The organism is Gottfriedia acidiceleris, from assembly GCF_050457485.1.
GTDB classification, from domain to species: domain Bacteria; phylum Bacillota; class Bacilli; order Bacillales; family Bacillaceae_G; genus Gottfriedia; species Gottfriedia acidiceleris_D.
Genome location: NZ_JBCMJM010000017.1, coordinates 74,656 through 100,826, shown reverse-complemented (window position 1 = coordinate 100,826; position 26,171 = coordinate 74,656). Strand labels below are relative to the sequence as shown.

The following is a 26,171-nucleotide window of genomic DNA, read 5'->3' as shown; positions in this document are numbered from 1 at the left end:
GGTTCCTTTCGTCTGTCAAATACTTTACAAAATTTCTAACTTTTATAAATTTTCTGTAAATAAAACATATAATAGTTGAACACAGTAGGTAGCTTGAATAAGTTGGGGATGACCCTTTGCTTTTAGGTGATCACTAATAACTAGACTTAAAAGTAATAGATAACATATTGAGTTCTATGATTGGCTTAATTGACTAAGAAACTTACCGTTTTAGCTCTTATAGAGTAATTGGAGTAATATTGGTAAGCAAATGAGCGGTTTCATTATTGGTTTGCGTTAACTTACAAAATAAGATAGTATTATATTAATAGCGCATAGAAGCTGGTCTTAAGACTTGCTTCTTTTTTATTAACATATTGAATCTTTACAAATGGAGGACTACATAAAATGTTAGATATTAAAGCAATTAAAGAAATTCTTCCTCATCGTTACCCATTTTTATTAGTAGATCGTATTATTGAGCACGAAGAAGGTAAACGTGCGATTGGCATTAAAAATGTAACTGCTAACGAAGAGTTTTTTAACGGTCATTTCCCTGATTATCCTGTAATGCCAGGGGTACTAATTGTAGAAGCTCTAGCACAAGTTGGTGGAGTTGCGGCTTTAAGCCTTGAGCAAAATAAAGGAAAACTAGCATTATTTGCTGGTATCGATAATTGCCGTTTTAAAAGACAAGTAGTACCAGGTGATCAGCTAAGACTAGAGGTTGAACTAGTGAAAATGCGTGGACCAATTGGTAAAGGTAAAGCAGTAGCAACAGTTGACGGACAAATAGCTTGTGAAGCTGAACTTACATTTGCACTTAAATAAATAGATTGAAAAAAAAGAAGCCTATTTTTGAAATAGGCTTTCTTTTATTTTTAAAAGAAGGGCATTTAACTGTTATTTAAAGTGGCCTCTCTCCAAATAATTTCATCTATAATTGAGGGGGAAAAATATAAGTAATCAAATTCACTTTTACTTTAAGAAAGGTTTTTTACCTCATGATTTCTTCTCGGATTGTCTCTAAGTATGACTCTTTGTCATCCCTATAAAATAAATTATATGTGTCAAACGGAATCATTTTATCGTCTGTCGTTACAAAATGAACACATGATTTTTTTACGCTACGAACATCTAAATCATAATTATCTTGGAATTTCATAATTAATACTCGAAATACATTTTCATATCCCATTCCACTTGGTAAAATCACTTTTGGTAAACAACATAGCAGATCCTTTAATCCTTGAAATCCACTTTGAGGGGAGTGATTTAAACTAAATAACTTAAAAACTTTGTTTCGTAGCTCTTCATCACTCTCGAAAACTATTGTATTCCTTTCGCCCTCAAGCAATACATTCTTATCAATGATACTAGTTAAAGGGGTGATTTTACCGCCCATTTTTAAAGCATAACCCATTGCTAAACTGTCAGGATGGCACGGCACAGGAATAATATCGTCTTCAGAATAGAATTCACTTTGTTTAATAATCTCTTGGCGAACTTCACTCAGTGTTAAGCGTTCAGTTGATGGGTCGTAATTTTCTGTTCTTCCGGCATGTTGAATAGGTTGGAAAGTTACACCACGTACACATTTTTGTTCTGTACCCCATTTAATAATTTTGCCTATTTCATGGTCATTTAAGCCCTTTTTTAAGACAGCTACTAGCGTTGTACTAATATTATATTTATTTAAATTAGTAATAGCTTTTTGTCGCACCTCTCGTAAATCGCGCCCTCGTAGCTCAAGAAGTGTATCCTCTTCAAAACTATCAAATTGGAGATAGATTTCAAAGCCAGGTTTGTAACTTGCGAGTCTTTTTACAAAGGCTTCATCAGTGGCAATTCTAATTCCGTTAGTATTGACCATGAGGTGTTTAATACTTCGCTTTTTTGCCTCATCTAGTATTTCAAAAAATTGAGGGTGAATTGTCGGTTCACCACCGGAGATTTGAACTACATCTGCTTCATTTTCGTTTTTAATAATCGTATCAAACATCCGTTTGATGGTTTCTAAGTCTTTCCAAGTAGTTCGTTTAGGGGAACTTTCTGCATAACAAATTGGACATTGCAAATTACATACGTCTGTTATTTCAACAATACTCAAACAACTATGCTGTTCATGATCTGGGCAAAGACCACAATCGTATGGGCAACCATATTTAATTGGAGTGTTCCATCGATGGGGCATTTCACTTGGTTTAATAAACTCTCTACATAATTGGTAGTAAGGGATATCTGTAGAAATTAAGACTTTCTCCATACCGTGGTGCATGCAGCGTTTTAACATATAAACGCAATCATTTTCATATATAATTTTTGCTTCTACTTTTCGTAAGCATTTACTACAAACAGATAATGTAAAATCACTGTAGGTATACGGACGATTTGGCACGATAATTTCTCCTTCTCTGATAGATAAAATAGAAAGCGTAATACAATACGCCTAATAAACAAGTTAGTTGAATACTACTCATTTCTCCATATGGCTTGATTGTCGGTTTTAGCCATTCAATGAAAAACCTATAAAGAAAGTATGAGCTGGAAAATAGAGCAAAATGAAAGCCTTCATAAGGTTTTTGTCTAAAAATGTATTTTATAACGAACAGTAGACAGCATAAAAAAGCTATATCATAAAGTGATGTTGGGTGACGTTTTATTCCATCACCTACATCAATACCAAATACACTTGACGTAGGGATCCCATATGTATCATCATTTATTCCGGTTAAAAAACAACCTATTCTTCCAATGCACATTGCCAGACAAAGTGGAAGGACCATATCATCTCCGGTTGAACGCGTTTGCTTACAAAGCTTTTTACTTAATTCGACTCCAAAGATCCCACCAAGTAACCCTCCGACAATGGTTTTACCTTGAAATATTCCAAGTAGACCATGACTATTAATACTATGTAATAATTTTGGGATGTCCTGTAGTGAAGCGACAATCAGACTTCCCAAAAGGGACCCTAGAATTGCTCCTATTAGTACATAAACGGTTTTTTCTTCACTAATTGTTTCCTTCCGGCGGAACTTAATGTATATTCTAAATCCTATAAAAAAGGCCAAACTTTCAAAAATTCGATGTGGGTGAAGTTCCATGCCGAAAAGCGGGATCATTACAGGGGTGTTTATAGTATCACTTCCTTTTTTATTTCAAAAGTTTTATTGTCATGTTGCTAACCCTATGATACTATTTTTCTGAATGTTCTACTATCTTATATTTATAGGTAGTGCAAATTGGGGAGGGGGGAATGAGATTGTCAGATAAACGTGATCATCATCCAGTTGCTGATTTTTTTAAAGGGATTATTCTTGGAACACTCACTTCATTCAGTGGGATCCTAGTTACTATAATGGGAATCGATTTATTAAAATTTCCCATCGCGGCTGGAATCGTTGTTGCTATACCACTTCTAATAGGTATTTCTTGTTGGGGAGTCTCAAAAAGAAAGTTCTTGGCAATAGGGTTTTTCATGTCTCTGCCAATTGTGTTCTTTATATTCTATTCGATTTGTGGGACCTTTTTTTATAATCTTTAATAAAGAAATCCAAATAAAAAAACATGCATATTCCCATTGCATGTTTTTTATTGTTTTACTATCTGTATTAATTAAATCGATTTTCGCCATTCTATAGCTTTTCGCTCTATTTCTTTCACAAAAGCATCTTTTCCGTCCATATATCCATAAATATCTTGTGGAAATTTTTCAGCAAGCTGTGCTTTTAATTCTCCATATGCTTTCATCTCATCTTCATGTGCTCTTAAATAAGCAGGAACCGCAATATGACGCTCAATTTCTTTTTCATTATCAAACTGATACATATGCATTTGATGGGTACGATTCTCACCACCTTTTCGGAAGTATCTTCTACCTGGAAGGCCGAATTCACCAAGTCCCTCATAACCAATTTCAGCCAATTGATCATTATACTTGTCTATGTTTTCTATGTTTTTAACGACAGGTAACATATCGATAATCGGTTTAGCCTTTAAATTTGGAACTGATGTACTACCAATGTGATGAATCTCAATAAGCTCATCTTTTAAGATTTCACGTATTTGGTTAGCTTCTATTTGAAATAAGTTTTTCCAATTTTCATCATGGTTTTTGACAATTACGTTCATTCCAGTATTTGTGCCCATAATATAACCTCCAATTAATAGAAAATGGGATTATCTCTATACAATAATCCCATTTTTCATTCATATTAAACACCTAACAACTCAACAAGCTCATCCATAGACAATTCTGTAATCCACTGTTCGCTCGTTATGATTGTATCGTTTAGTGATTGTTTCCGTTGTAGCATTTCATCAATTTTTTCTTCTAGTGTTCCGATCGTTACAAATTTGTGGACTTGAACGAATTTTGTTTGCCCTATTCTGTATGCTCGGTCAGTCGCTTGATTTTCAACTGCTGGATTCCACCAACGGTCAAAGTGCATTACGTGATTTGCTGCTGTTAAGTTTAATCCTGTTCCACCAGCTTTGAGTGAAAGAATAAACACTTTTACCTCGCCGTTTTGGAAGCGAGAAATCATATTATCACGGGCAGTTTTAGGAACACTACCGTTTAAGAATAATACCTCTTCACCAAATTTTGCTTGGATTGCCTCTTTAAGCATATCACCCATTCTCACATACTGAGTAAAGATTAGGCAGCTTTCGCTCTGTTCAAGGATTGGGTCTATTAATTCGAATAGTCGTTCAACTTTACTTGATCTCTCTTCGAATTCAACAAGCTGTGATTCCTTCAAGAATAAAGAAGGGTGATCACAGATTTGTTTTAATTTATTTAGCATCCATAAAATGCGGCCTCGACGTTCGATACCAGTTAATGTATCGATTTGTTTTAAGCTGTCTTGAACAACTTGCTCGTATAATGCAGCTTGTTCTACTGATAAAGGACAAAGCATTTTTTGTTCTTGTTTTGGTGGAAGATTTAAAGCAACATCTTCATCTTGCTTCGTTCGTCTTAGTAAGAAAGGTGAAATTAAACGATGAACAGCATTTATTTTTTCTTCATCGCGGTCCTTCTCAATAGGGTTTACATAATTGCTTGCGAAACGGTTTAGTGAACCAAGATATCCTCTATTTATAAAATCAAATATTGTCCAAAGCTCCGTTAAGCGGTTTTCCATTGGAGTTCCGGTAAGAGCAATCCGGTGCTCAGCTTTTAACCCGCGAACTGCGCGAGACTGCTTTGTCGTTGGGTTTTTTATGTTTTGAGCTTCATCAAGAATGATACTCTTCCAAACATATTGCTTTAGGTCTTCATAATCTAACACGCTTAAAGCATAGGAGGTGATGACAATATCGACATCTCTCATTATTGAAAATAAGTCTTCACCTTTTAAACGGTTACCTCCATAGTGAACATGAACGGTTAAATCAGGATAAAATAATTCAATTTCTCTTTTCCAGTTGTTGATAACAGAAGTAGGGCAGACAATCAATGATGCCCCTCGTTTTTCTTCGTTTTCTTTACGATAAGCTAAATAAGAGATCGATTGAATTGTTTTACCAAGCCCCATATCGTCAGCAAGTAGTGCACCAAATCCCATATTTTTCAAATGAACTAACCATTCGAATCCTTTTTGCTGATATGCTCGTAATGTTGCTTGCAGACCATGAGGAACATTAAGCTCAGGAACTTCTGAAATGGATGTTAATCGTTTAGTTAATTCTCGGAATACATCATCTACTTCAATTTCAACTTCGGCAAAAGGTGAGTGATCGTCCTCGGGTTTTTCAGTCCCTTGTAGTAGCTCATGTTGAAGAACTTCGTGAAATCTAAGTCCTTGCTTTTCAGCCTTTGCCATCATTTTCTTCATACGTGCAATAAAAGCAGGGTCAAGTGCAATCCACTGACCGTTAAATTGAATTAAACGTCTTTGATTTTCAACGAATTGTTGGAATTGTTGTTCCGAAAGCTCCATTCCATTTGTAGAGATTCGCCAGTTGAAGTCAACTAATGTTTCCATATTGAAAAATGAATTTCCAGCAGGTTTACCTTTTACACTTGCCTTTAAAGTCATCTTATTTTGTTTTAAAGCTTGCCACCAGCTTGGTAAAAGAACCTGAATATTTGCTGAAAGTACTTTTTCACTATCCTCAGTTAAAAATGTCCAAGCTTCTTGTTCACTTAAAATTTCTTTTGGCTTATGATCATCGATTAAGTTTGGTGCTAATAATCCTACACCTTGGAACGTTCGATCTAAATACTCTGCATAAGAAGAATGCTTTTTGTGTAATGATTCATGTCCGTTATATTCATAAGGTTTTATCGTTTTTCGCTCATCTATTAAATATGTACGTAGATTCCAGTCGTCATGCTCACTCATTGGCTCTTCAAGTACTAATCGAATCGAAAATGGAACATCATCGTCTCTTAGCCCGATTTTTACATGCCAATCGTCTTCATCAATACTATGTGTGAGTTGCTGTTTTATATAACTTGGATTGTGATACAAGCCCCTAGCAATATCCCAGCGTTTTGACTGTAAAGTTTCTATTTCAAACTGCTGTTTAATTGCAGAAGAAACCAATTCCTGTAAAGTTGGTTCTAATTGTTCAAATCCATCAATTTTCCATAGCTCTTCGCCATTCTGATAATGAACAAAACTTGGCGAAACGTGGCCCTCGTTAAAATCATCGTATAAGCGTGAGATTACCGAATGAAACTCATTTGCTTCATCTAAATAAGTAATCTCTACTAATGAGTTTTCTTGGTGTTCTCTAAAAAAAGTAAGTGCTTCGATTGGAGTTAAAAGAATTCCTTCAATCTGACCGACTCGGGTCGGTTGCAATAATGTTCCATAATATGAAGGTTCATGCCATTGAAACACTAGATGCTTCCATGCGGTTACCGGTAAAATGACACCGTGACTTTGCATTCCATAAATGAGTAAGCCTTTTCGCTCAACCCATTTTACGGCAATACTAAGATTTGCTAGTCGCTTCATTGACTAATTTTCCTTTCTTTAATTCCTCTTGAAGTGCACGTAAACGAATAAATTGAGATTCAACATACTGAATATAGTCTTCCCACTCATTCATGCGCTTTAATTTTTTATAATTTGTTCTTAGTTTTTTCAAATATCGAACAGCTATTTTATAGTTTGCTCGGCCTTTTAACTCAATGTAATAAAGAACTAAGTGATGGTATATAGGTAATACAGATTGAGGTGAGTACTTATGTACTTCCTGAAGGTCATGTTTATCAATATAATCAGGATTGTAAGAATATAAGTGCATTTGCAGCTCAGCCCATCGTTTGTATTCTCGATTATGCATTAAATAATCAGTGTACTGCATCACACTATATGGAAGTAATGCTTGATAAACTACTTCTAGGCCGGCCGTTTCATTAGTGTAAAAACTATTGTACTCATAATTAGTAAGGAAATGTTTCGCAAAAGTAGTTTTTGCATATTCATCATCGCCATTTTTTAAAAAGTGTAAAAGCATCTCGTAATACAATGGTAAAAATAATGTTAGTCGATCTGTTTCATTGTTTTTTCGAAGACTTTCTATCCAGTAAGTAAAGCAATAGAGAGTACGTTCATTATCGCTGTATTGCTTTATAATGGGTAGCATTGTTTCATCTTCTTTTAATAAATAATATAGATGAGCTTTTCCTAAATCTGCATAGTAGTTGTCCTCAACCTTTGATAATGTTTCTAAATCCTTATATAAAATCTTTGGACTATTTAATAGCTCTTTATATACATGACGAAAAGAGTTATATCGAGGAACTAAACAAAGGTTTCTTTCTAATAAAAGAGCCTGCAACTGCTCACGAAGAACTTCTTCGTACTGAGTAGACACGGAACCCCCAGTTAAATTATGTAATTGTCTACTTACTGCGTCAATTTGATTTTCTAGCATTGTCATTTCGCGCGGTAAATGCGCATTGTCGTAAACTGTACTTTGAATTTCGATTTGTCCGACCATTTTATTCATTGTAAAAATGGATGCAAGTAATTGATATTGTAGCTTTTCCTTTTCTTGACGTGGTTGTTGATTCAATAATCCATGATAAAACCGTTCATATAATGGATATACAAAATAAACATCTTGGTAAAATGACGTTCTTTGCTGTTCAATATACTCCTTATACTTTTGCTCAAATAACGCTACTGTCTCTTTCGGTCGATCCTGCTCAAACATACTCATTTGATCTAGCAGTTGGCGACCAGTCATGATATTCGGGATACTTTTTAAAGAAGACTGCTTAAACTTCCTCATAATATCTCCGACTAAAGAAAATGAAGCGGCAGCATAGCAAAGAAGTGCAATTTGATGTTGGCATGGAGGAGCTTCGTAGCAATCACATCCATTTTGATCATGGTTTTCAATATGTAGAATTGGTAAATGAATTTGATCCCCTTCTTCGACAACACCAACTAGGCGACCTTCGCGAACCGAAACATTATATACTTGACCTAGTCGATACAACTGTAGGCCAGTTTCAACAAGCTCTGCGTCCCTCGTATTTTGAGGAGAAAGCTTTGAAAAGAGTGAATATGAAAGTTCATAAATAATATCTTTACTTAAATCACGCTGAAGCATTCGATGCCTCCTTACTCGAAACATTCTTATTGGTAATTATACCCTAAACAAATACGATACACATAGCCGAAAAGGGAAAAATTGAAAGTTGATATAGATTGGTAATATTAAGTTGTAAAAATTCGGGAACGCAATTAAAAGTATAAATCGCAAATAAGTTCCGGGAACGCAAATAAAAAGTGTAAATCGCAAATAAAAACCATCAAATCAAATATATTCAACAGATATATCGCACTTATATGTAAAATCCTCATAGTTTCAACTAAAATCGATAAAAACATACCTATATTTAAAGTAAAAAACGTAACAGGAATGGGCAAGTGTGTAATACAATTTTAATATGCAATGAAAATGCTAATATTATAAAATATTAATATATTAGACAATTAAAAAAAGCTCCCTAAATAGGGAGCTTTTCGTCTGTTATGAGTAAAAAACAATTACTTACATATCACAATTGTTTTTGACTAACTAGAGAGGTGAAGGGTTTGAGAAAAGGTTTTATTAGTTTAATTGTTTTAGTACTTATGTTTAGTATGTTTAAAGATGTATTTGCGGAAACAAAAGCTGCAGACAAATGGGTTGTAACTCTAAAACCTACAGAATTGACGATTCAGAATGGAACTGGAGGAACAACTGGAGGCGCAACAACTGGAGGAACAACTGGAGGCGCAACCGGAGGAACAACTGGAGGAGCAACTGGAGAAGCAACTGGAGGAACAACCGGAGGAACAACTGGAGAAACAACCGGAGGAACAACTGGAGAAACAACCGGAGGAACAACTGGAGAAGCAACTGGAGGAGCAACTGGAGAAGCAACTGGAGGAACAACTGGAGAAGCAGCTGGAGGAACAACTGGAGAAACAACCGGAGGAACAACTGGAGGAACAACTGGAGAAACAACCGGAGGAACAACTGGAGAAGCAACTGGAGAAGCAACTGGAGGAGCAACTGGAGAAGCAACTGGAGGAACAACTAGTGAAACTGGTACTACTACAAATACTACAATAACAATACCAGCAAACGTTAAGTTAAAAGTAGATAAAGAGGAGAATGACCTTTACTATGTTACTTACAATGGGAATGCTGGGACTATATTAAAAAGTGCTGTCCGAAATGCAACTCCATGGGAAATCTACCCAACGGCGAAAATCTTTAAAGTAACAAACGATACACCTCTGTTATTAAATGAAAATGGTAAATTAGTGAATAGGGGAACAGTTAAAGCAAATACGGTTTTTAGTAAAATAGGTGAGAAGGATCAGTATTTAATGATCCAATATTCTAATCAAACTGCTTATATTGATAAAAATAAAACAATTCCTTTACCAAATGAGACATTGCCTGTAGTTAGTATTGTGACGCAGCCTGTTAAAATTACGGCAGGTGTTGCAGTGCGAAATACTAAAATTGTCTTCCCGCGCGATCCGAAACCAACAATGATTAACATAACTGCTAAGCAAAAAATAGTAATTGATTCAGCTTATTCCTCTTATTATGTTGTTAAAGTTGGAGGACTTAAGGGGCTTATTCCTAAAGCGGATATTTCGTTAAAAACCTATAACTACGTTGACCCAAATGGTGATTACTCATATGAGGAATTGACAGCGGATTTACAGGAACTGAATGCTTGGTATCCTGGATTTACTAAAGTTGAAACAATTGGTAAATCGGTAGATGGTAGAAATTTATATGCGATTAAGCTAGGGACTGGAAAATCTGAAATTAGTATAAACGGTTCGCATCATGCTCGTGAGCATATGACAACAAATGTCATAATGGAAATGCTTGATCAATACGCTAGTGCGTATGAAAAAAATACAAAGATTTCTGGTTTTGATGTAAGAAAAACATTATCTCAAACGTCTATTTATTTTGTACCTATGGTTAATCCTGATGGTGTAATGCTTGTACAAAAAGGTGCGAGCAGTGCAAAGAATCCAAATCAGGTCATTAAATTAAATAATGGTAGCAAGAATTTTAAAGCTTGGAAGGCAAATGTACGTGGCGTAGATTTAAATCGTCAATATCCAGCTGGGTGGAATACAATTTCTGGAAATAAGTCAAAGCCTGGACCTGATAACTATAAAGGTACGAAGGCTCTAAGTGAACCAGAAGCTAAAGCTTTATATGATTTCACTAATAAACATTCATTCAAAAATACAGTTGCATACCACTCATCAGGAAATATTATTTTCTGGCATTATAATCAAACAGGAACTCAAATGGCTAGAGATAAGGCAATTGCTACAAAATTATCAAAACAAACAGGGTATAGTTTGGTCGCTCCCGCAAAAGGTGGAGGCGGTGGATATAAAGACTGGTATGTCGCTGCAAAAAAACGACCTGGATTTACGATTGAAATTTCTCCTTATGTAGGGAACAAACCAGTTCCAAATAGTTACTTTAGTAGTATTATGAAAAAGAACTTACCAGTTGGTTTAATTCTTGCTAACGAAAAGTAAAAAATAAGGTCATTTTTTATAATAATATTATAAAATTTAATTATTCTTCGTGCACAATTTGTTTTTCATTTCATTTTATGTTACGATAGGGACATACTTAATAAGAAATTGGTTAATTCAATTCATGTGTTAAAAGGGACGAATTTTCATCCTGTTCTAATGTGTGTATTTTTTCTTAACAATACTCATTAAGTGTAAAAAAACAGGTATATATGGAGGTTCGTACAATGAACACAGGTACAGTTAAATGGTTTAACGCAGAAAAAGGTTTCGGATTCATCGCTGTTGAAGGTGGAGACGATGTATTCGTACATTTCTCAGCTATCCAAGGCGAAGGTTTCAAATCTCTTGAAGAAGGCCAAAAAGTAAGCTTTGAGATCACTCAAGGTAACCGTGGCGCTCAAGCTGAAAACGTAGTTAAATTATAATTTTCACTTCTGAGTGAATAAAAGGCTGCTAGCATTTTTGTTAGCAGTCTTTTTTTGTTTGGAGAAGTAGTAATGGCGCGGTAAATAAAATGTCCACAATCGTAGATAAACTATTTAAAAAAGCAAACCAAAAAAAATTACTAAAACCTCAAATATCTTCCAAATTTTCTATTAAAATTGTATTAAAACAACTAAAACTGGTTTTAAAACTGGTAAATACAATAGTAAATCTTACCAAAAAAACACAAAAGGTGGTCTTGAAACTATATTCATACTTTATTTTGACCAATTGGTCATCCTAGTTATTCATAAAAGAATCTAATAAGTTCGAAAATCAACAAAAAAAGAGCTTTGAGTAAGCTCCTTTTCCTAAAAAAGTCTTTATTTTAATGCTGAATCAATTAATTCGGTTGCTTCAAGCTGCGATATGCCTTTAATTAAGCTAAGTTCACCAACAAACATGCGTTTAGCCATGTCTAGCATTTCTCTTTCACTAGGGTTTAAAGGTTTCTCCCTACTTTGAAGTGTTAGATCACGCACCACTTGAGCACCAGCGAGTAATTCGCCAGATTTTAATTTTTTCATGTTTAAATCATATTTTTGTTTCCAAGATAAGGAATCGTCGGGAAGACCATTTGAAAAGTCATCTAATACATTACTTAAATGTTCTTTGTCTTCGACTAAACGAATTTTCGTATTTGACACATTCCCTTGAGGGACCATCAATTTTAAATTGCTGGATGGTATGTTGATTATGTAGTACTGTTGTGTTACACCTTGTATAACTTTCTCTTCGATGGAATCAATTACTGCAGCTCCCTGCATTGGGTAAATAATTTGATCGCCAATTTTGAACAATGTACCCACCTCCGAAAATTCTTATAGCTTAAGTATAACATTAATAAATGAAATAACAAAATTTATATGATAACATCTGTAAAATAAAACTGTCAATAATTTTATGTATATTTTTTTACTTTTTTGGGGAAAAGATGAACATGTTGTATGGTCGTGGACATAATATGAAGAAAGAGACTGTCGAAAGGAGGTTAAGTTACTAATGAATTTTCGTGTAGTTATTTTTATCGTTACAGTACTAACTTTTTTTACAGCGACCACCGGATGTAGCCAACAAGAGCAAAGAGAGCTAGAGAAGCTTCCCAATGGCGTATTGCTAGCAGCATCTGAGCTTTCTTATGAAGCATTTCTAAGTAAAGAAATAGGCAAAAGCTTAAGAGAACATAAAGGGGTTGCTAATCCATTACTTACTCAAGTTCATAAGAATCTTAGTGATTATAAGCTTGTTTCCATTACATCTGGTAATATTGGATTTTCTGCAATTGCATTAAAAAACAATAAAAATAATAGTTTACTATTTGCTTTTAGTGGATTAAAGAAAATAAATTTACAAGATATTTATCAAAGATTAGTTGAATTTGAAACTCCTGAGAATGGTTCACCAGTTGTCGTTGATCAACAAGCTCAGCAAGCATATGACTGGGTTACATCAATATTAAATAAAAAAGAGAACAATCATTCAAGTGTATATGTTACTGGTCATTCGTTTGGAGGTTATTTGGCTCAATTTGTGGGTTATCAGCTTAAAAATGATAAAAAATTGAAAAATCATCTATTTGTACAGGGCGTTACATTTAACTCATTAGGTGTACTATTAGATGATGGTTCGAAAAAACTTCATGCAAAATCACAAAAAGTCCAAAAAACGTTTAAACCACTATTTACAAATTACATTGTAAAGGGTGACCCATTGGACTACGCGAATAAAACCTTCTTTAAACAAATAACAGGGTACTCACTCCAGCATCTCGGTAATGTCAAATATATTACAGTTGATGAGAATTATAAAACGTCTTTAACTGCTTTAGAAAAAACAACAGATTTATGGACAAAAGCAAGATTATTGAAACCGTTGTACCCATATCACGATCTAGTTGAGTTTGAGGGTGCGTTTTGGAAATAATTCAATAAAAGCTACTATCAACAGATAGTAGCTTTTATTGAATTATTTATTTATATTGTATGTCATCTCTTAGTGATTCTACCTTTGTTAGGGCTTGATCAATGTCTGCCTCGCTTACCCCGAAGTGAGCTAGTGCATCATGGAGATGGGTAGCAATTGCATTAAAATGTTCGGGTTGAATATTCATTCCTTCATGAGCTTTTGACATGGATTTACCAGTATATTTGTTAGGTCCACCTAAAGCGAAACTAATAAACTTCGTTTGATGACGACGTTGCTTGTCCATATCCGTTTGATCAAAGAAATGATTAACTGTTTCATCTTTTAGGACTAATTCATCGTAAAAATAATCAACTACTTTTCCAACTGTTTCTTCTCCACCATATTTTTCATAAAGAGTTTGTTCCATTTAGTAGCATCCTTTCAAAATAAGATATAAGTAGAATCCCCTAAATTACTTGGAATTATTACAATTTATAACTGACTATTTATCGATTAAGTCATGATATGGAAAGACATTTGTTAAACAATTGTGTTTCTTATAATTAAGCTCTTATATGTAAGCCTAATCAAACCGTGTAAACAAATTGATTAGACCATTAAAGATTCAACCACCTATCCATAACTGGAACTTACTTTGTAGAAAGTTTTAAACTGTGTACGAAATAATATGTGTAATCGTTAGAATGAATATTTTTGTATATTTATATCAGATAAATTAATGGTGGTTGAATTTTACTTTAATAAATAATTAACGCACCTATTGTGGCTTAGCTCATACTCTTTCAACTATTTCTTTTAAGTGACTGTATTGTTTTTGTTAATATCTTTAGATGTTAATGCAAGTGTATTATTAATTAATGTGTTGTCTTCAATATCATAAGGAGGCGCACCGACGCCACCGTTAGTTGTGTCAATTCCAACCCTTTTTATTTTAGATGTTATTTTATTTCCTTTAATTACTGCTCCTTTAACTTGAGTAGGAGAATTGTTCCATGCGTCACGGCCAATTTGAATGATTGGATGATCTGCAGAAGTTGTTACACTATCATTTATTGTATTGTTAAGAAAGGCAAAACTTGTTGCATTATTTACTAAAATAACGTTACCAGATACAGATTTATCAAAGTCGAATGTTGAACTTGATATAGTAACATTTGGATATCCATTGTCATTATCAAGTATTACAGTACTATTTTTAAACTTTCCTTGATTAATAGTTACTTTTCCAGGATAGAAATTTATCTTTCCATTTGTAACAATTAGATTGTTATAGTTTCCAGAAGCTAATCGAGATTCAGTAGTATTATTAAATGTAACATTCGAGTATAAATTCGAAGCGAGTCCATTGCCACTTAGACCATTGTTTCCTTCTAGATAAATAGTACTCAACGTTATTGGCTTGTCTCCCCAAATAGCAAAACCATGCAATTCTGAATCCTGTCCAGAAGATGTAAGAGAAATATTGGATGCGTTTATGCCGTTTTCAACAGTCTGAGTAAAGCTGATATCTGAATCAACACCAACAAGACCATCTACAACTATATTTTCTCCACCGTCAAAAACTGCTCCACTTTTTGTTAGTTTGTTATTTGTAAAAGTAATATTAGAAGAACCGTCTGAACTTACAAATGAAGAATTGTCAAAGGTGTTATTAGAAGCAGAAACGCCACCCCAGCTAGTTGAAGCAAAAGTAGCATCAGGACCAAAGTAGTTATTATTTGCTATTGCATGGCCACCATAAGAGAGTACCATATGAATTTTATTATTTAAAAATTCATTACCGCTTATCTCCGTATTTATACCCGGGTAAAATCCAGGCTCTAAATCAACTCCACTTCCAGGAGCGACTCCACTTATATCGTGAATTTTATTATTTAGTATTTTGACGCCATCTGTACCTACTAAACTTATGCCTTGTCGACGGTTATTGCCTATATTGCAATTTTGTATGAGTAAATTTTCCGTAACTGCAACAGACATCATTTGAACACCAACATTTGCTGTACTAGTAGCATTAAAAACGGCACGCCATTTAACTGCGTCATCTGGAATCTTAGAATATCCAAAAGAAGAATTGAAATCTTGATCTTTATCAGTTTTAACTAAACTTCCATCTGAGCGGTAATAATATAAATCGTATTTTCCGGATACTCCATCAGGATTCCACATCATAATATTTCTAAAATGAGGATTTTGATACGCTGGATCACTTAGGGTATAAGGTTTAGTGCGAATTTTACCTGATTGGCTAATAGGGTTTCCATTAGCATCTAATCCACCTAATTCGAGGTTGGCTGAATCAATCCACTCGCCTGTGACTGTTGTACCACCAGCTTGAACACCATCACCAGTAAAATCTGTAAAATTAACACCATCAATAGTGACATTACTTGCTCCCTCTGTTATAATTCCAAATCCCCACTCATGTGTACCTGAAGTGTACGGACCAACATAAGTGTAATCGTGAGTATATCGGTCACCTTTCAGGGTACCACCTTTTATAGTCACATTTACAATCTCTTTACTTAGCGAAATAATAGCGTATTGTTCCCATTTATTTGTTTCCTTTTGGAGTACCGTATCACTATCCATTAAAAATGTCATATTACTTACCATATTAATTTGAGCATTATGATCTCTATCTTCTACGCCTTTAGCTATTAAGTACGTACCACCTAATACATGAAAGGTAGTGTACCCGTTGCTAGTTGCCCACTGTAATGCCTGGTTAAATCCATTTGTTGTTTCAATTGGGTGAGAATTATCATTATAGATTCCCCATTTAGTTCTTTCTTGCGAAGTTAGTTCATATACTCCTCCCGGAGGGGAAACAACCGTAGTATCTTTTGTGACAACTGAGGAACTCGTAGATTGATTGCCGTATTGATCATTCGAGACAGCAGTGATTGTAATCCTTCCGTTATTTAAAGAACTCATATTAAATATCACTGAAAAATTTCCGCTCGTGTCAGACGTAGTTACTCTAGATAGTGGACTATGAATACCATCACTAACAGTTACTGTTACTTTTTGGTTTGCTTCCACTTTTCCAGTTACTGGATAAGCACTTTGATTTTGTAATGTAACATTCGAGACACTTAAAAGAATCGCTGGTCCAAGGGTGTCTTTTAAAACAGTCTTATTAACCTTTCCACTTGTATTACCTTTTGTGTCCTTTTGGTAAGCTTCCAAGTTTAACTGGCCATCTTTTAGAGTAGTGAGATTGAATTTTGTAGAATAGGTACCGCTTGAATTTGCTTTAACAGTAGTAGAAATCGTATTTTTATTAGGATCTTTAAGCGTTAAATAAATAGTAGCATTTGCAATCCCACTACCACTTACGATATAGGAGCTTGCATTTATACTTGTTACAACAGGTAAACTATTAATCTTTGGGCTACTAATTGCCAAATAACATGACACTCCTTATAAATTAGTATATTTATAGGAGTAGTATATTTGTTTCAGTCCTAATTGCTTGTACTAATTAAGATAAAGCATAAAAGATGGTGAAACTATCTAGTAAGTAAATGGAATATTATTAAAAAAATTTAATTTTTCCTAGTAATTAAGTATGGTAATTGTTCTTATGTTTAGTACTAAACATAATTTATTAACAATAAATTTACTAGGAATTTATAATTAATTTACTAGAATCTACTATTATTAAAGCATAGTAAAATAGATATAAATTGGAGCGAAAATGTTATTGACTAGTTCATTATAAAGAATTAAAATTAAGTTCATAATTACCCTAATTTTCAGACTTTATTTAGTCATAAGAGTACTTATTATGCATAATTATATGCGTACATAATATTTTGATAGCTTATTACAATGTTGTTCGTTATATAGAATCTTTCGTCATGTTTTTATATCCAGTAAAAAATACTAAAAAATGAAGGTGAATGGATGAATAGTGTAAGGCCTAAGGAAATTGATATAAAGGAATATTTTGATGTAATTAAAAGTCGATTTTGGATTATTATTGTTTTTACTATTTTAACTACATCAGCTGGTTACCTATATCAGAAATTTTATAACAATTATGTTCCTGTGTATGAATCATCTACTAGAATAATGATTAATACAAAGGATGACTTGAGTACGTTAGCGGTTATGATTAATGATCCAACTGTTTTGGCAAGAGTAATTAATAATTTAAACCTTAATATTTCTAAAGACACTTTAGCAAAAAAATTAAACGTGCGAAGAATAGGTGATTCAACTATTTTTAGTATTAAAGTACAAGATACCGATTCAACTATTGCTAAAAATATTGCGAATGAAACTGCGAAATCATTTAAAGATGAAGTTAGTAATCTATTAAATTTTAAAAATGTTCAGTTATTAACCCCAGCAGAGGCAGCGCCATTGCCAATTAATAAGCAAAGTAATAAAGTCATTATTTTTGCATTTGTTATGGGGATTGTTATTAGTATTGCGTTAGTATTTTTAATGGATTCTTTAGATCAAACAATTAAAAGACGAAGCGAAGTTGAAGAAATCCTAGAGGTTCCTGTAATTGGCATAGTTCCAAATATGAATAAGAAAAAGTTACTAACTGAGAAAAAGAAATATAAATTATTAAAAAATGAAGGTGAGAATGTTGATATTTAATAAAAGAAAACAAAACACAGCCTTTAAAAAAAGAAATCTAGTAACGTTTACAAATCCAAATTCAATTATATCTGACCAATTTCGAACAATACGTACAAATTTACATTTTTTAACTGAGGGAACAAAGAATAAGATCCTCTTAATTACTTCAACTGGTAAAGGTGAAGGAAATTCAACAATTAGCGCTAATTTAGCTGTATCGATGGCTCAGCAGAAAGAAAAAGTCTTATTAATAGATGCTAATTTAAGGGAAGCTTCAATACATACAATTTTTAAATTACAGAACAATGTTGGATTAACAGATTTGTTAACAAAACGTATAGAGCTTAAAGATGTAGTAACAAGTACAGACTTTGAAAATTTGGATGTATTGACTAGTGGCACAATTAATTTTAATCCTGTAGAACTTTTGGCGAATTCAGCGGTTAAAGAATTATTTAAAAAATTGATTACCTCTTATGATATTGTACTAATTGATTCACCATCAATATTAGACTATACAGAGACAAGGGTACTTGCAAATCAATGTGATGGTGTAGTTCTAGTACTTAATCGTGGTAAAACTGAAATAGAGAAGACGAGTGAGGCTAGTAGAGTAATTGAGCTGTCACATGGAAGATTGATCGGTGCAATTATAAATGAAAAGTAAGTAAAATTTTTACTATTTTGTTCTTAATTAAGAACAATGTTTAATAGAATAGTTTAGGTAATGTCTACTTTCCTTTATCAATGTAGGCACTCGATCATGCTGTGGGTTGAAATATACCTTAGACGCAAGTCGTCAAGAGTGTGGTGTGAGGGTGGGTTGAATGCCCGTTTTTTATATAAAGTGTTTATTTATGTGCTTTTTATAGAGAGTGCAAAAATAAGCACTTTATTACTACAGTATGGAGATGTGAATATGAAAAATAAGGATAGGCCACCTAAAACACTAAAGAATAAAATTAGATTCATTCAACAATTTGAACGGCTAAGTGAAGCTAATTGGTTACCAAATAATAAAATAAAAGACGATGGAAGAAAAAAACTTGAATTAAATAACGTAGGATGGTTTATGAGAGGAGCATTCAAGTGACTTATAGGCAAAGATTATCTCTATTTATAATTATTGATTCATGTATTGTACTCACATCCATTTTTATTAGTCGATTTTTAGTAGATGCAACAATTGATATTTTTATTAAACATGTTTTTATAAGTTCACTTTTTCTTTTAATAAGCCATCATATTTTTTCATTCATTTTTAAACTTTATAAAAAGGCATGGGAATATGCAAGTATAGGTGAAATAATTATTATCTTTAATATTGTAACGTCTTCAATACTTTCATCATTAATTATCCAGCAAATGATTATGCAAAAAACGTATTTCAGGTTATTTGCGGTCGCTTGGTTACTTCATATGTTATTAATAGGTGGTTCAAGATTTACTTGGAGGTTATATAGAGATTCATTCGTTAGAAAAAATATTATTAAGAAGAGAACCTTAATAATTGGTGCTGGCGCAGCAGGCACTATGGTTGCGAGACAACTTTTAAAAAGTAACGATAATTATAGTCATCTCCATCCTGTTGCTTTTATAGATGATAACGTAAAAAAACATCATTTAGATATATTGGGTATCCCCGTCTTAGGAGGGGTTGAAAAAATTGAAAGTGTTGTAAATAAGTATTCAATTGAAAATATCATTATTGCAATTCCTTCTTTACGTAAAAAGGAGTTAAATATTATCTTTCAAGGATGCTCTAAAACAAAGGCTAGCACTAAAATACTACCTATGTTAGAAGATCTAATTACTGGTAAGGTTTCAGTCAATCAATTTCGTGATGTTCAAGTAGAGGACTTATTAGGAAGGGATCCTGTTGAAATGGATATGGGTAGCATTTCTGAATCGATTACAAATAATGTTGTATTAGTTACAGGAGCGGGAGGATCAATCGGTTCGGAAATATCGCGACAAATTTCTAATTTTAATCCGAAACAATTAATTTTACTTGGACATGGTGAAAATAGTATTTATTCAATTGAAATGGAACTAAGGAATAGTTTTAAGGATTCTAGTATTGAATTTATTACGGAGATTGCTGATTTACAAGACGAAAAGAAAATGATGTCAATTATGGAACAATATGGTCCGGATGTTGTCTACCATGCAGCAGCACACAAGCACGTACCTTTAATGGAGCGAAATCCGGAGGCAGCAATTAAAAATAATATAATTGGTACTATGAATGTTGCAAAAGCAGCTAGCTGGCATTGTGTAAAAACATTTGTCATGATTTCAACTGATAAAGCTGTCAATCCAACAAGTGTAATGGGTTCAACGAAAAAACTTGCAGAAATGATTATTCAAGATATGGATAAAAATAGTGATACAAAATTTGTAGCAGTTCGATTTGGAAATGTGCTTGGTAGTAGGGGCAGTGTTATTCCACTATTTAAAAAGCAAATTGAAAATGGAGGCCCTGTCACTGTTACTCACCCAGAAATGGTGCGTTATTTCATGACGATTCCCGAGGCATCTAGGCTAGTGATACAAGCAGGGGCATTAGCAAAGGGTGGCGAAATCTTCGTATTAGACATGGGTGAGCCGGTAAAAATAGTAGATCTTGCTAGAAATTTAATTTTATTATCAGGAAATTCACTTGATGATATAGAGATTGAATTCTCAGGAATGAGACCGGGAGAGAAGCTATTTGAGGAATTGTTAAAAGAAGAAGAAATTCATGAAGAACAAATTTATCCGAAGATTTATATTGGAAAAACAACAGATTTGCGTATAAGTGAAATACATGAAATTATTGATAACTTTTCAGATTTAGAGAAGGAAGATCTTAGAGAGAGATTATTGAACTTGGCTAATAATAGAGTTATTTCTCAAACGAACGCTACAACACCAATTTTAAATTAAGGGAGAAAGAGATGAAAATTAAAAAAGCCATAATACCTGCTGCTGGATTAGGTACTAGATTTCTTCCAGCAACAAAAGCAATGCCAAAAGAGATGTTGCCAATTGTAGATAAACCTACTATTCAGTATATAGTTGAAGAAGCTATTGAATCAGGAATAGAGGATATTATTATTGTAACCGGAAAAGGAAAAAGAGCGATTGAAGATCATTTTGATAATTCATTTGAACTGGAACAAAATCTATTGGAAAAAGGTAAATTTGAATTATTATCAGAGGTTCAGAAATCATCAAAGATGGTAGACATTCATTATATTCGTCAAAAAGAACCAAGGGGCTTAGGTCATGCGATTTGGTGTGCACGCAAATTTATAGGTGATGAACCATTTGCAGTGTTATTGGGCGATGATATTGTTAAAGCCGATACACCATGTTTAAAGCAGATGATTGGGCAATTTAATCGATATAATGCTTCTATATTAGGTGTACAAACTGTAAATGAAGCTGAGGTTTCTAGATACGGAATTGTTGACGGAAGTTTAATAGATAATCATTTTTATAATGTTCATAGTTTGGTAGAAAAACCAAAGCAAGAGGAAGCTCCTTCAAATTTAGCGATTTTAGGTCGCTATATACTAACGCCGAGAATATTTGATATTTTAAGTAATCAGAAGCCAGGGGCTGGAAATGAAATTCAACTGACGGATGCAATTGCTGAACTTAACAAACAAGAAGCAGTCTATGCTTATGATTTTGAAGGAACACGATACGATGTAGGCGAGAAATTAGGTTTTATTAAAACTACTCTTGAGTTTGCTCTTAAAAGAGAGGACTTGAGAAATAATGTTTTAGATTATTTAACGGAACTAATGAAAAAAGAATTAATTAGCGGGTCGAATGATTAGAAAATAATGTTGATAGGTGAAAAAAATGAAAAAAAAGGTGCTTTTTTGTGCAACTGTGGATTATCATTTTACGGCATTTCATATGCCATATATAAAGTGGTTCAAGGATAATGGCTGGGAAGTACATATAGCTGCTAATGGGGAAAATAATATTCATTATGTGGACAAAAAGTTTAATCTACCTATCCAAAGATCGCCTTTTAATTTTAAAAATATAAAGGCACTAAAAGACCTTAAAAATATAATAGATGAAAATAATTATGAGATCATACATTGCCATACACCCATGGGGGGGATACTTGCTCGCCTTGCGGCTCGTAAGTCCAGGGTTAAAGGAACAACAAAATTGATCTATACAGCACACGGATTCCATTTTTGTAAGGGTGCTCCTATATTAAACTGGTTATTATATTATCCAATTGAAAAATTCATGGCTCCCCTATCAGATTGTCTAATTACAATTAATAAAGAAGATTATGAGTTATCAAATAGAAGTTTTAACATTAAAAGAATCGTACATATCCATGGAGTTGGAATAGATACAGAGGAGTTTAAGCCAATTGATGAATTAAATAAAAAAATAGTAAGAGAGTCATTTGGATATCAACCAGATGACTTTTTGCTTTTTTATGCAGCTGAATTTAATAAAAATAAAAATCAACAATTTCTACTTAATTCATTGGCCTTAATAAAAGATGAATTATCAAATGTAAAACTTCTACTTGCTGGTGAAGGTGCTTTACTAAATGAATGTAAACAGTTAGCAAATCAACTTGGAATTTCACATATGGTAGACTTTTTAGGTTTTAGAAAGGATATTAAAGAAATTCTACCTATGTGTGACGTTGCGGTTGGGTCTAGTCTACGTGAAGGTCTGCCGGTCAATATAATGGAAGCAATGTCTTGTGGCTTACCGATTATAGCAGTAGATAACCGGGGGCATAGAGAGCTTGTAACTAATAACAAAAATGGATGGCTTGTTAAGAGTAATGACTCCACTGGTTTCTCAAACGCTATAAAAGACCTTGCCGAAAGAAAGGGTCTTAAAGAGAGGCTTGGGTCTAATAGTAGAAAGATCATTTTGAGAAAATATAGCATTGATAAAGTAATATTGGAAAAAAGTGAGGTATATAAGAGCTATATGAAGGAAATGGAGGATACAATGTGGGCTACCCTTTAAGAATCTTACATACCGTTGTTAATATGAACAGAGGTGGCGCGGAAACATTAATAATGAATTTGTATCGTAATATTGATCGAACGAAAATACAGTTCGATTTTTTAACGTGTAAAGAGGGGGCATATGACTCTGAAATAATTGCCATGGGTGGAAAGATTCATAGAATTCCATATGTAACGGACGTTGGTCATTTAGGTTATATAAGAAAACTAGATAAGTTTTTTAGACTAAATCCTAATTATAAAATCGTACATTCTCATATGGATAAAATGAGTGGCTTAGTTTTAAGAGCAGCAAAAAAAGCTAATATACCCACGAGAATTGCCCACAGCCATAATACAAAAAGTGAAGGTGGATTGGCTTCACAGGTTTATAAATGGTATGCGGGTAAATACATTGAGCCCAATGCTACCCATTTATTTGCTTGTTCGGAGTCTGCAAGTAGGTGGTTATTTACTAAACGTTCAAGTGAATCACTAATCCTAAAAAATGGAGTTGAAAGTGAGAGGTTTCAATTTTCATTAAATTTAAGAAAACAAGTTAGGGATCAGTTAAATATCTCAGACAAAGCATTCGTACTTGGCCATGTTGGAAGATTTAATCAACAAAAAAATCATCTTTTTTTACTAGAAATTTTTGCTTCACTATTAAAAAAAATGCCGAATGCAGTTCTAATCTTAGTTGGAGGAGGTTCCCTTCAAGCAAAAATAGAATCGAAAATAAAAGAACTTCAAATAGAGAAAAATGTAAAGTTACTTGGTATTAGAGATGATATTCATAAACTTTTACAAGCAATGGATGTATTTGTTTTCCCATCTTTGCATGAAGGGTTACCTGTAACGTTAATAGAAGCACAAGGTGCAGGTTTATCTTGTATTATTTCAGATGCGATTACAACAGAAGTAGATATGGAGATGGGGCTAATCCAATACTGTTCTTTAAATGACAGTGAAAAATGGGTTGAGAAAATCTTGAAAGAAGCAAAAAGAAATTTTAATAGAGGAAATGCAGAGAATGCATTGATCCAAAAAGGATATGATATTCGCAAAACAGCGGAGAATACCCAAAAGACTTATATCTCGTTAGGGAGGTAGGATATGAAGAAGTTAACTGTATTTACTCCAACATTCAATCGAGCATACTGCCTTCATAAATGTTACGAGAGTTTAAAGAATCAAACATGCAAAGAATTTATCTGGTTAATCATTGATGATGGTTCAACTGACAATACTAAAGAATTGGTTGAAGGTTGGATCGAAGAAAATAAAATTGAAATTATGTATTATTGGCAGAAAAACCAAGGAATGCATGGTGCCCATAATGCCGCTTACCAGAAAATTGTCACAGAACTTAATGTCTGTATTGATTCAGATGATTATATGCCTTTAGAAGCAGTTGAAAAAATTATTGAGTACTGGAATCAATTTGGTAACGATAATGTGAGTGGAATTATTGGGCTAGATGCATATTCAGATGGAAAAATTATTGGTACAAAGTTGCCGGTTAATAGAAAGCAGTCTAGATTATTTGATTTATATAATAAATTTGGAGTAACTGGTGATAAAAAGCTTGTATATCGGACAGAGTTAACAAAAGAATTTCCATATCCACTATTTAAAAATGAACGGTATGTTGGTCTAGCATACAAATATCACATGCTTGATAAACAATACGAAATGCTATTAATGAATGAAATTTTATGCTATGTAGAGTACCTTGCGGATGGATCATCGTTAAATATGTTAAGTCAATATATTAAAAATCCGAATGGGTTTGCGTTCTATCGAAAAGAAATGATGAAATTGCCCTTTGCAAGTCAATTGTTTAAATTCAGACAGGCCATTCATTACGTTTCTAGTAGCATTATGAGTAGAAACTGGAGTTTTTTAGACGAGACGCCTAAAAAAGGTTTAACAATCTTGGCGATTCCATTTGGGATAACTTTATATATTTATATTACGACAAAAACAAAAGCCGCCTAGAAAGTGGTTTTGTTTTTTGGAAGGATATTGGTATGACTATATTTTGGTTCAATTTAGCAATTGTATTTGTTTTTTCATTCATGGCGCGAGTAGCCTCAAGGGCCAGCATATCTAGCACTGCAACTTTATCAGCAGTCTATATAAAACCTAATAAAACGTTGGCATTTGTTGTATTAGTAACTCTAGTTTGCGTATCGGGACTTAGATCAAATATCGGGGATACATATGCATATGTGGATATCTATAAAAGACATGACTTTACATGGAACTATATTTTAGAGTCTAAAGATATTGGATTCGGCCTTCTGCAAATGATCTTAAAATATTTTTCTTCAAATCCTCAAATATTGTTAATTACAACAGCAATTATCACGAATGTATTGGTTATTTTTACATTGTATAATTACTCAAGAATTTTTGAATTGAGCGTTTATGTGTATATCACTGGTGGTTTGTTTCTGGTCTCTATGAATGGAATCAGACAAGTACTTGCTGCATCCATTGCTTTTGCAGGTATAAAACTATTGCTAGAAGGTAGTTTTAAACGCTATCTACTCGTTATTTTATTTGCTTCTTTATTCCATCAAACTGCACTTATTTTAATTCCAATTTATTTTCTTGTGCGCTTTAAAGCATGGTCAAAAGTAACAATCGCTCTATTATTATTTTCAATTGTATTCATAATTGGATTTAATCAACTTTCAACTTATTTGTTTAACGCCATTCAAGATACCCAGTATGCAGTCTATAAAAACTTTCAAGAAGGTGGAGCTAGTGTTATACGAGTTGCAGTAACAGGAATTCCACTATTAATTGCTTTTATGGGAAGAGAGAAGTTAAGAGAAATGAATCCAAAGAGTGATATTGTTGTCAATATGGCTTTACTTGGATTTGTCTTTATGCTTATATCAACGCAAAATTGGATATTTGCAAGAATTTCAATTTATTTTAGTTTTTATCAGCTAATTTTAATTTCATGGATTGTGAAATTATTTAGAGTAAGAGATCAAAAGTTAATATATTATGGCATATTAATTTGCTACTTTTTTTATTATTACTATGAAAATGTAATTAGTCTGCAAATACAATATTTCAGTGATTATATTAATTTAAACTGGTAAAAGTGATCGCTTTTTAG

General features: G+C 33.4%; 22 protein-coding genes. 14 read left to right on the top strand and 8 right to left on the bottom strand.

Going from position 1 to position 26,171, the window contains the following annotated elements:
* Positions 1 to 387 precede the first annotated feature (387 nt).
* Positions 388 to 810 (top strand): 3-hydroxyacyl-ACP dehydratase FabZ, encoded by a 423-nt coding sequence (gene fabZ / locus ABEY15_RS18175; protein ID WP_056469377.1) that lies wholly within the window; start codon positions 388 to 390, stop codon positions 808 to 810.
* 166 nt (positions 811 to 976) lie between these two features.
* Here fabZ and ABEY15_RS18170 read toward each other — a convergent pair whose 3' ends face one another.
* Positions 977 to 2,377: a radical SAM protein gene (locus ABEY15_RS18170; protein WP_429891546.1), complete on the bottom strand. Its 1,401-nt coding sequence runs from the start codon at positions 2,375 to 2,377 to the stop codon at positions 977 to 979.
* A complete protein-coding gene (locus tag ABEY15_RS18165) occupies positions 2,349 to 3,104 on the bottom strand; it encodes a prolipoprotein diacylglyceryl transferase (RefSeq protein ID WP_429891545.1) in 756 nt (251 codons plus the stop codon). Before ABEY15_RS18165 ends, ABEY15_RS18170 begins: the two co-directional genes overlap by 29 nt.
* 140 nt (positions 3,105 to 3,244) lie before the next feature.
* Between ABEY15_RS18165 and ABEY15_RS18160 the strand changes: the two genes are divergently transcribed.
* Positions 3,245 to 3,526, top strand: a complete 282-nt coding sequence (locus ABEY15_RS18160) for a hypothetical protein (RefSeq protein WP_429891544.1) — start codon at positions 3,245 to 3,247, stop codon at positions 3,524 to 3,526.
* 71 nt (positions 3,527 to 3,597) lie between these two features.
* Here the strand turns inward: ABEY15_RS18160 and ABEY15_RS18155 are convergent, their stop codons facing one another.
* The 3 genes from ABEY15_RS18155 to ABEY15_RS18145 form a co-directional block, all read right to left on the bottom strand.
* Positions 3,598 to 4,131, bottom strand: a complete 534-nt coding sequence (locus tag ABEY15_RS18155) for a GrpB family protein (RefSeq protein WP_429891543.1) — start codon at positions 4,129 to 4,131, stop codon at positions 3,598 to 3,600.
* Positions 4,132 to 4,196: 65 nt separating this feature from the next.
* Complete coding sequence (locus tag ABEY15_RS18150; RefSeq protein ID WP_429891542.1) at positions 4,197 to 6,953, bottom strand: DEAD/DEAH box helicase; 2,757 nt, start codon at positions 6,951 to 6,953, stop codon at positions 4,197 to 4,199.
* Positions 6,931 to 8,562 carry a hypothetical protein gene (locus ABEY15_RS18145; protein ID WP_429891541.1) on the bottom strand — a complete coding sequence of 544 codons (1,632 nt, stop codon included), beginning with the start codon at positions 8,560 to 8,562 and terminating at the stop codon, positions 6,931 to 6,933. Before ABEY15_RS18145 ends, ABEY15_RS18150 begins: the two co-directional genes overlap by 23 nt.
* A 488-nt stretch (positions 8,563 to 9,050) precedes the next feature.
* On the opposite strand from ABEY15_RS18145, the gene ABEY15_RS18140 reads away from it, so the two are divergent.
* Positions 9,051 to 11,027, top strand: coding sequence for a M14 family metallopeptidase (locus ABEY15_RS18140; RefSeq protein ID WP_429891540.1), 1,977 nt, complete (start codon positions 9,051 to 9,053; stop codon positions 11,025 to 11,027).
* 227 nt (positions 11,028 to 11,254) lie between these two features.
* On the top strand, positions 11,255 to 11,455 hold the full coding sequence (locus ABEY15_RS18135; protein WP_056469390.1) for a cold-shock protein: 201 nt from the start codon (positions 11,255 to 11,257) through the stop codon (positions 11,453 to 11,455).
* A gap of 381 nt (positions 11,456 to 11,836) precedes the next feature.
* Here the strand turns inward: ABEY15_RS18135 and ABEY15_RS18130 are convergent, their stop codons facing one another.
* Positions 11,837 to 12,322: a CarD family transcriptional regulator gene (locus ABEY15_RS18130; protein WP_335490646.1), complete on the bottom strand. Its 486-nt coding sequence runs from the start codon at positions 12,320 to 12,322 to the stop codon at positions 11,837 to 11,839.
* A gap of 193 nt (positions 12,323 to 12,515) precedes the next feature.
* Here ABEY15_RS18130 and ABEY15_RS18125 point away from each other — a divergent pair, with 193 nt between their 5' ends.
* On the top strand, positions 12,516 to 13,436 hold the full coding sequence (locus ABEY15_RS18125; RefSeq protein WP_429891539.1) for a lipase family protein: 921 nt from the start codon (positions 12,516 to 12,518) through the stop codon (positions 13,434 to 13,436).
* A gap of 46 nt (positions 13,437 to 13,482) precedes the next feature.
* Here ABEY15_RS18125 and ABEY15_RS18120 read toward each other — a convergent pair whose 3' ends face one another.
* Together ABEY15_RS18120 and ABEY15_RS18115 are read right to left on the bottom strand one after the other, a co-directional pair.
* On the bottom strand, positions 13,483 to 13,845 hold the full coding sequence (locus ABEY15_RS18120; protein WP_098428376.1) for a group I truncated hemoglobin: 363 nt from the start codon (positions 13,843 to 13,845) through the stop codon (positions 13,483 to 13,485).
* Between the two features lie 389 nt (positions 13,846 to 14,234).
* A complete protein-coding gene (locus ABEY15_RS18115; RefSeq protein WP_429891538.1) occupies positions 14,235 to 16,850 on the bottom strand; it encodes an Ig-like domain-containing protein in 2,616 nt (871 codons plus the stop codon).
* A 501-nt stretch (positions 16,851 to 17,351) separates the two neighbouring features.
* Here ABEY15_RS18115 and ABEY15_RS18110 point away from each other — a divergent pair.
* From ABEY15_RS18110 to ABEY15_RS18070, 9 genes are all read left to right on the top strand, one after another.
* Positions 17,352 to 18,059, top strand: coding sequence for a YveK family protein (locus tag ABEY15_RS18110; protein ID WP_429891537.1), 708 nt, complete (start codon positions 17,352 to 17,354; stop codon positions 18,057 to 18,059).
* A complete protein-coding gene (locus tag ABEY15_RS18105; RefSeq protein WP_429891536.1) occupies positions 18,046 to 18,708 on the top strand; it encodes a CpsD/CapB family tyrosine-protein kinase in 663 nt (220 codons plus the stop codon). The genes ABEY15_RS18110 and ABEY15_RS18105 overlap by 14 nt, the downstream gene beginning before the upstream one ends.
* Before the next feature lie 252 nt (positions 18,709 to 18,960).
* Positions 18,961 to 19,134 carry a hypothetical protein gene (locus ABEY15_RS18100; RefSeq protein ID WP_429891535.1) on the top strand — a complete coding sequence of 58 codons (174 nt, stop codon included), beginning with the start codon at positions 18,961 to 18,963 and terminating at the stop codon, positions 19,132 to 19,134.
* Positions 19,131 to 20,969, top strand: coding sequence for a polysaccharide biosynthesis protein (locus ABEY15_RS18095; protein ID WP_429891534.1), 1,839 nt, complete (start codon positions 19,131 to 19,133; stop codon positions 20,967 to 20,969). The genes ABEY15_RS18100 and ABEY15_RS18095 overlap by 4 nt, the downstream gene beginning before the upstream one ends.
* A gap of 11 nt (positions 20,970 to 20,980) precedes the next feature.
* Positions 20,981 to 21,871 (top strand): UTP--glucose-1-phosphate uridylyltransferase GalU, encoded by an 891-nt coding sequence (gene galU / locus ABEY15_RS18090; protein ID WP_429891533.1) that lies wholly within the window; start codon positions 20,981 to 20,983, stop codon positions 21,869 to 21,871.
* Positions 21,872 to 21,896: 25 nt separating this feature from the next.
* Positions 21,897 to 23,051 (top strand): glycosyltransferase family 4 protein, encoded by a 1,155-nt coding sequence (locus ABEY15_RS18085; protein ID WP_429891532.1) that lies wholly within the window; start codon positions 21,897 to 21,899, stop codon positions 23,049 to 23,051.
* A complete protein-coding gene (locus ABEY15_RS18080) occupies positions 23,036 to 24,145 on the top strand; it encodes a glycosyltransferase family 1 protein (protein WP_429891531.1) in 1,110 nt (369 codons plus the stop codon). The genes ABEY15_RS18085 and ABEY15_RS18080 overlap by 16 nt, the downstream gene beginning before the upstream one ends.
* 3 nt (positions 24,146 to 24,148) lie before the next feature.
* Positions 24,149 to 25,033, top strand: coding sequence for a glycosyltransferase family 2 protein (locus ABEY15_RS18075; RefSeq protein ID WP_429891530.1), 885 nt, complete (start codon positions 24,149 to 24,151; stop codon positions 25,031 to 25,033).
* Positions 25,034 to 25,065: 32 nt separating this feature from the next.
* On the top strand, positions 25,066 to 26,154 hold the full coding sequence (locus tag ABEY15_RS18070; protein ID WP_429891529.1) for an EpsG family protein: 1,089 nt from the start codon (positions 25,066 to 25,068) through the stop codon (positions 26,152 to 26,154).
* Positions 26,155 to 26,171 lie beyond the last annotated feature (17 nt).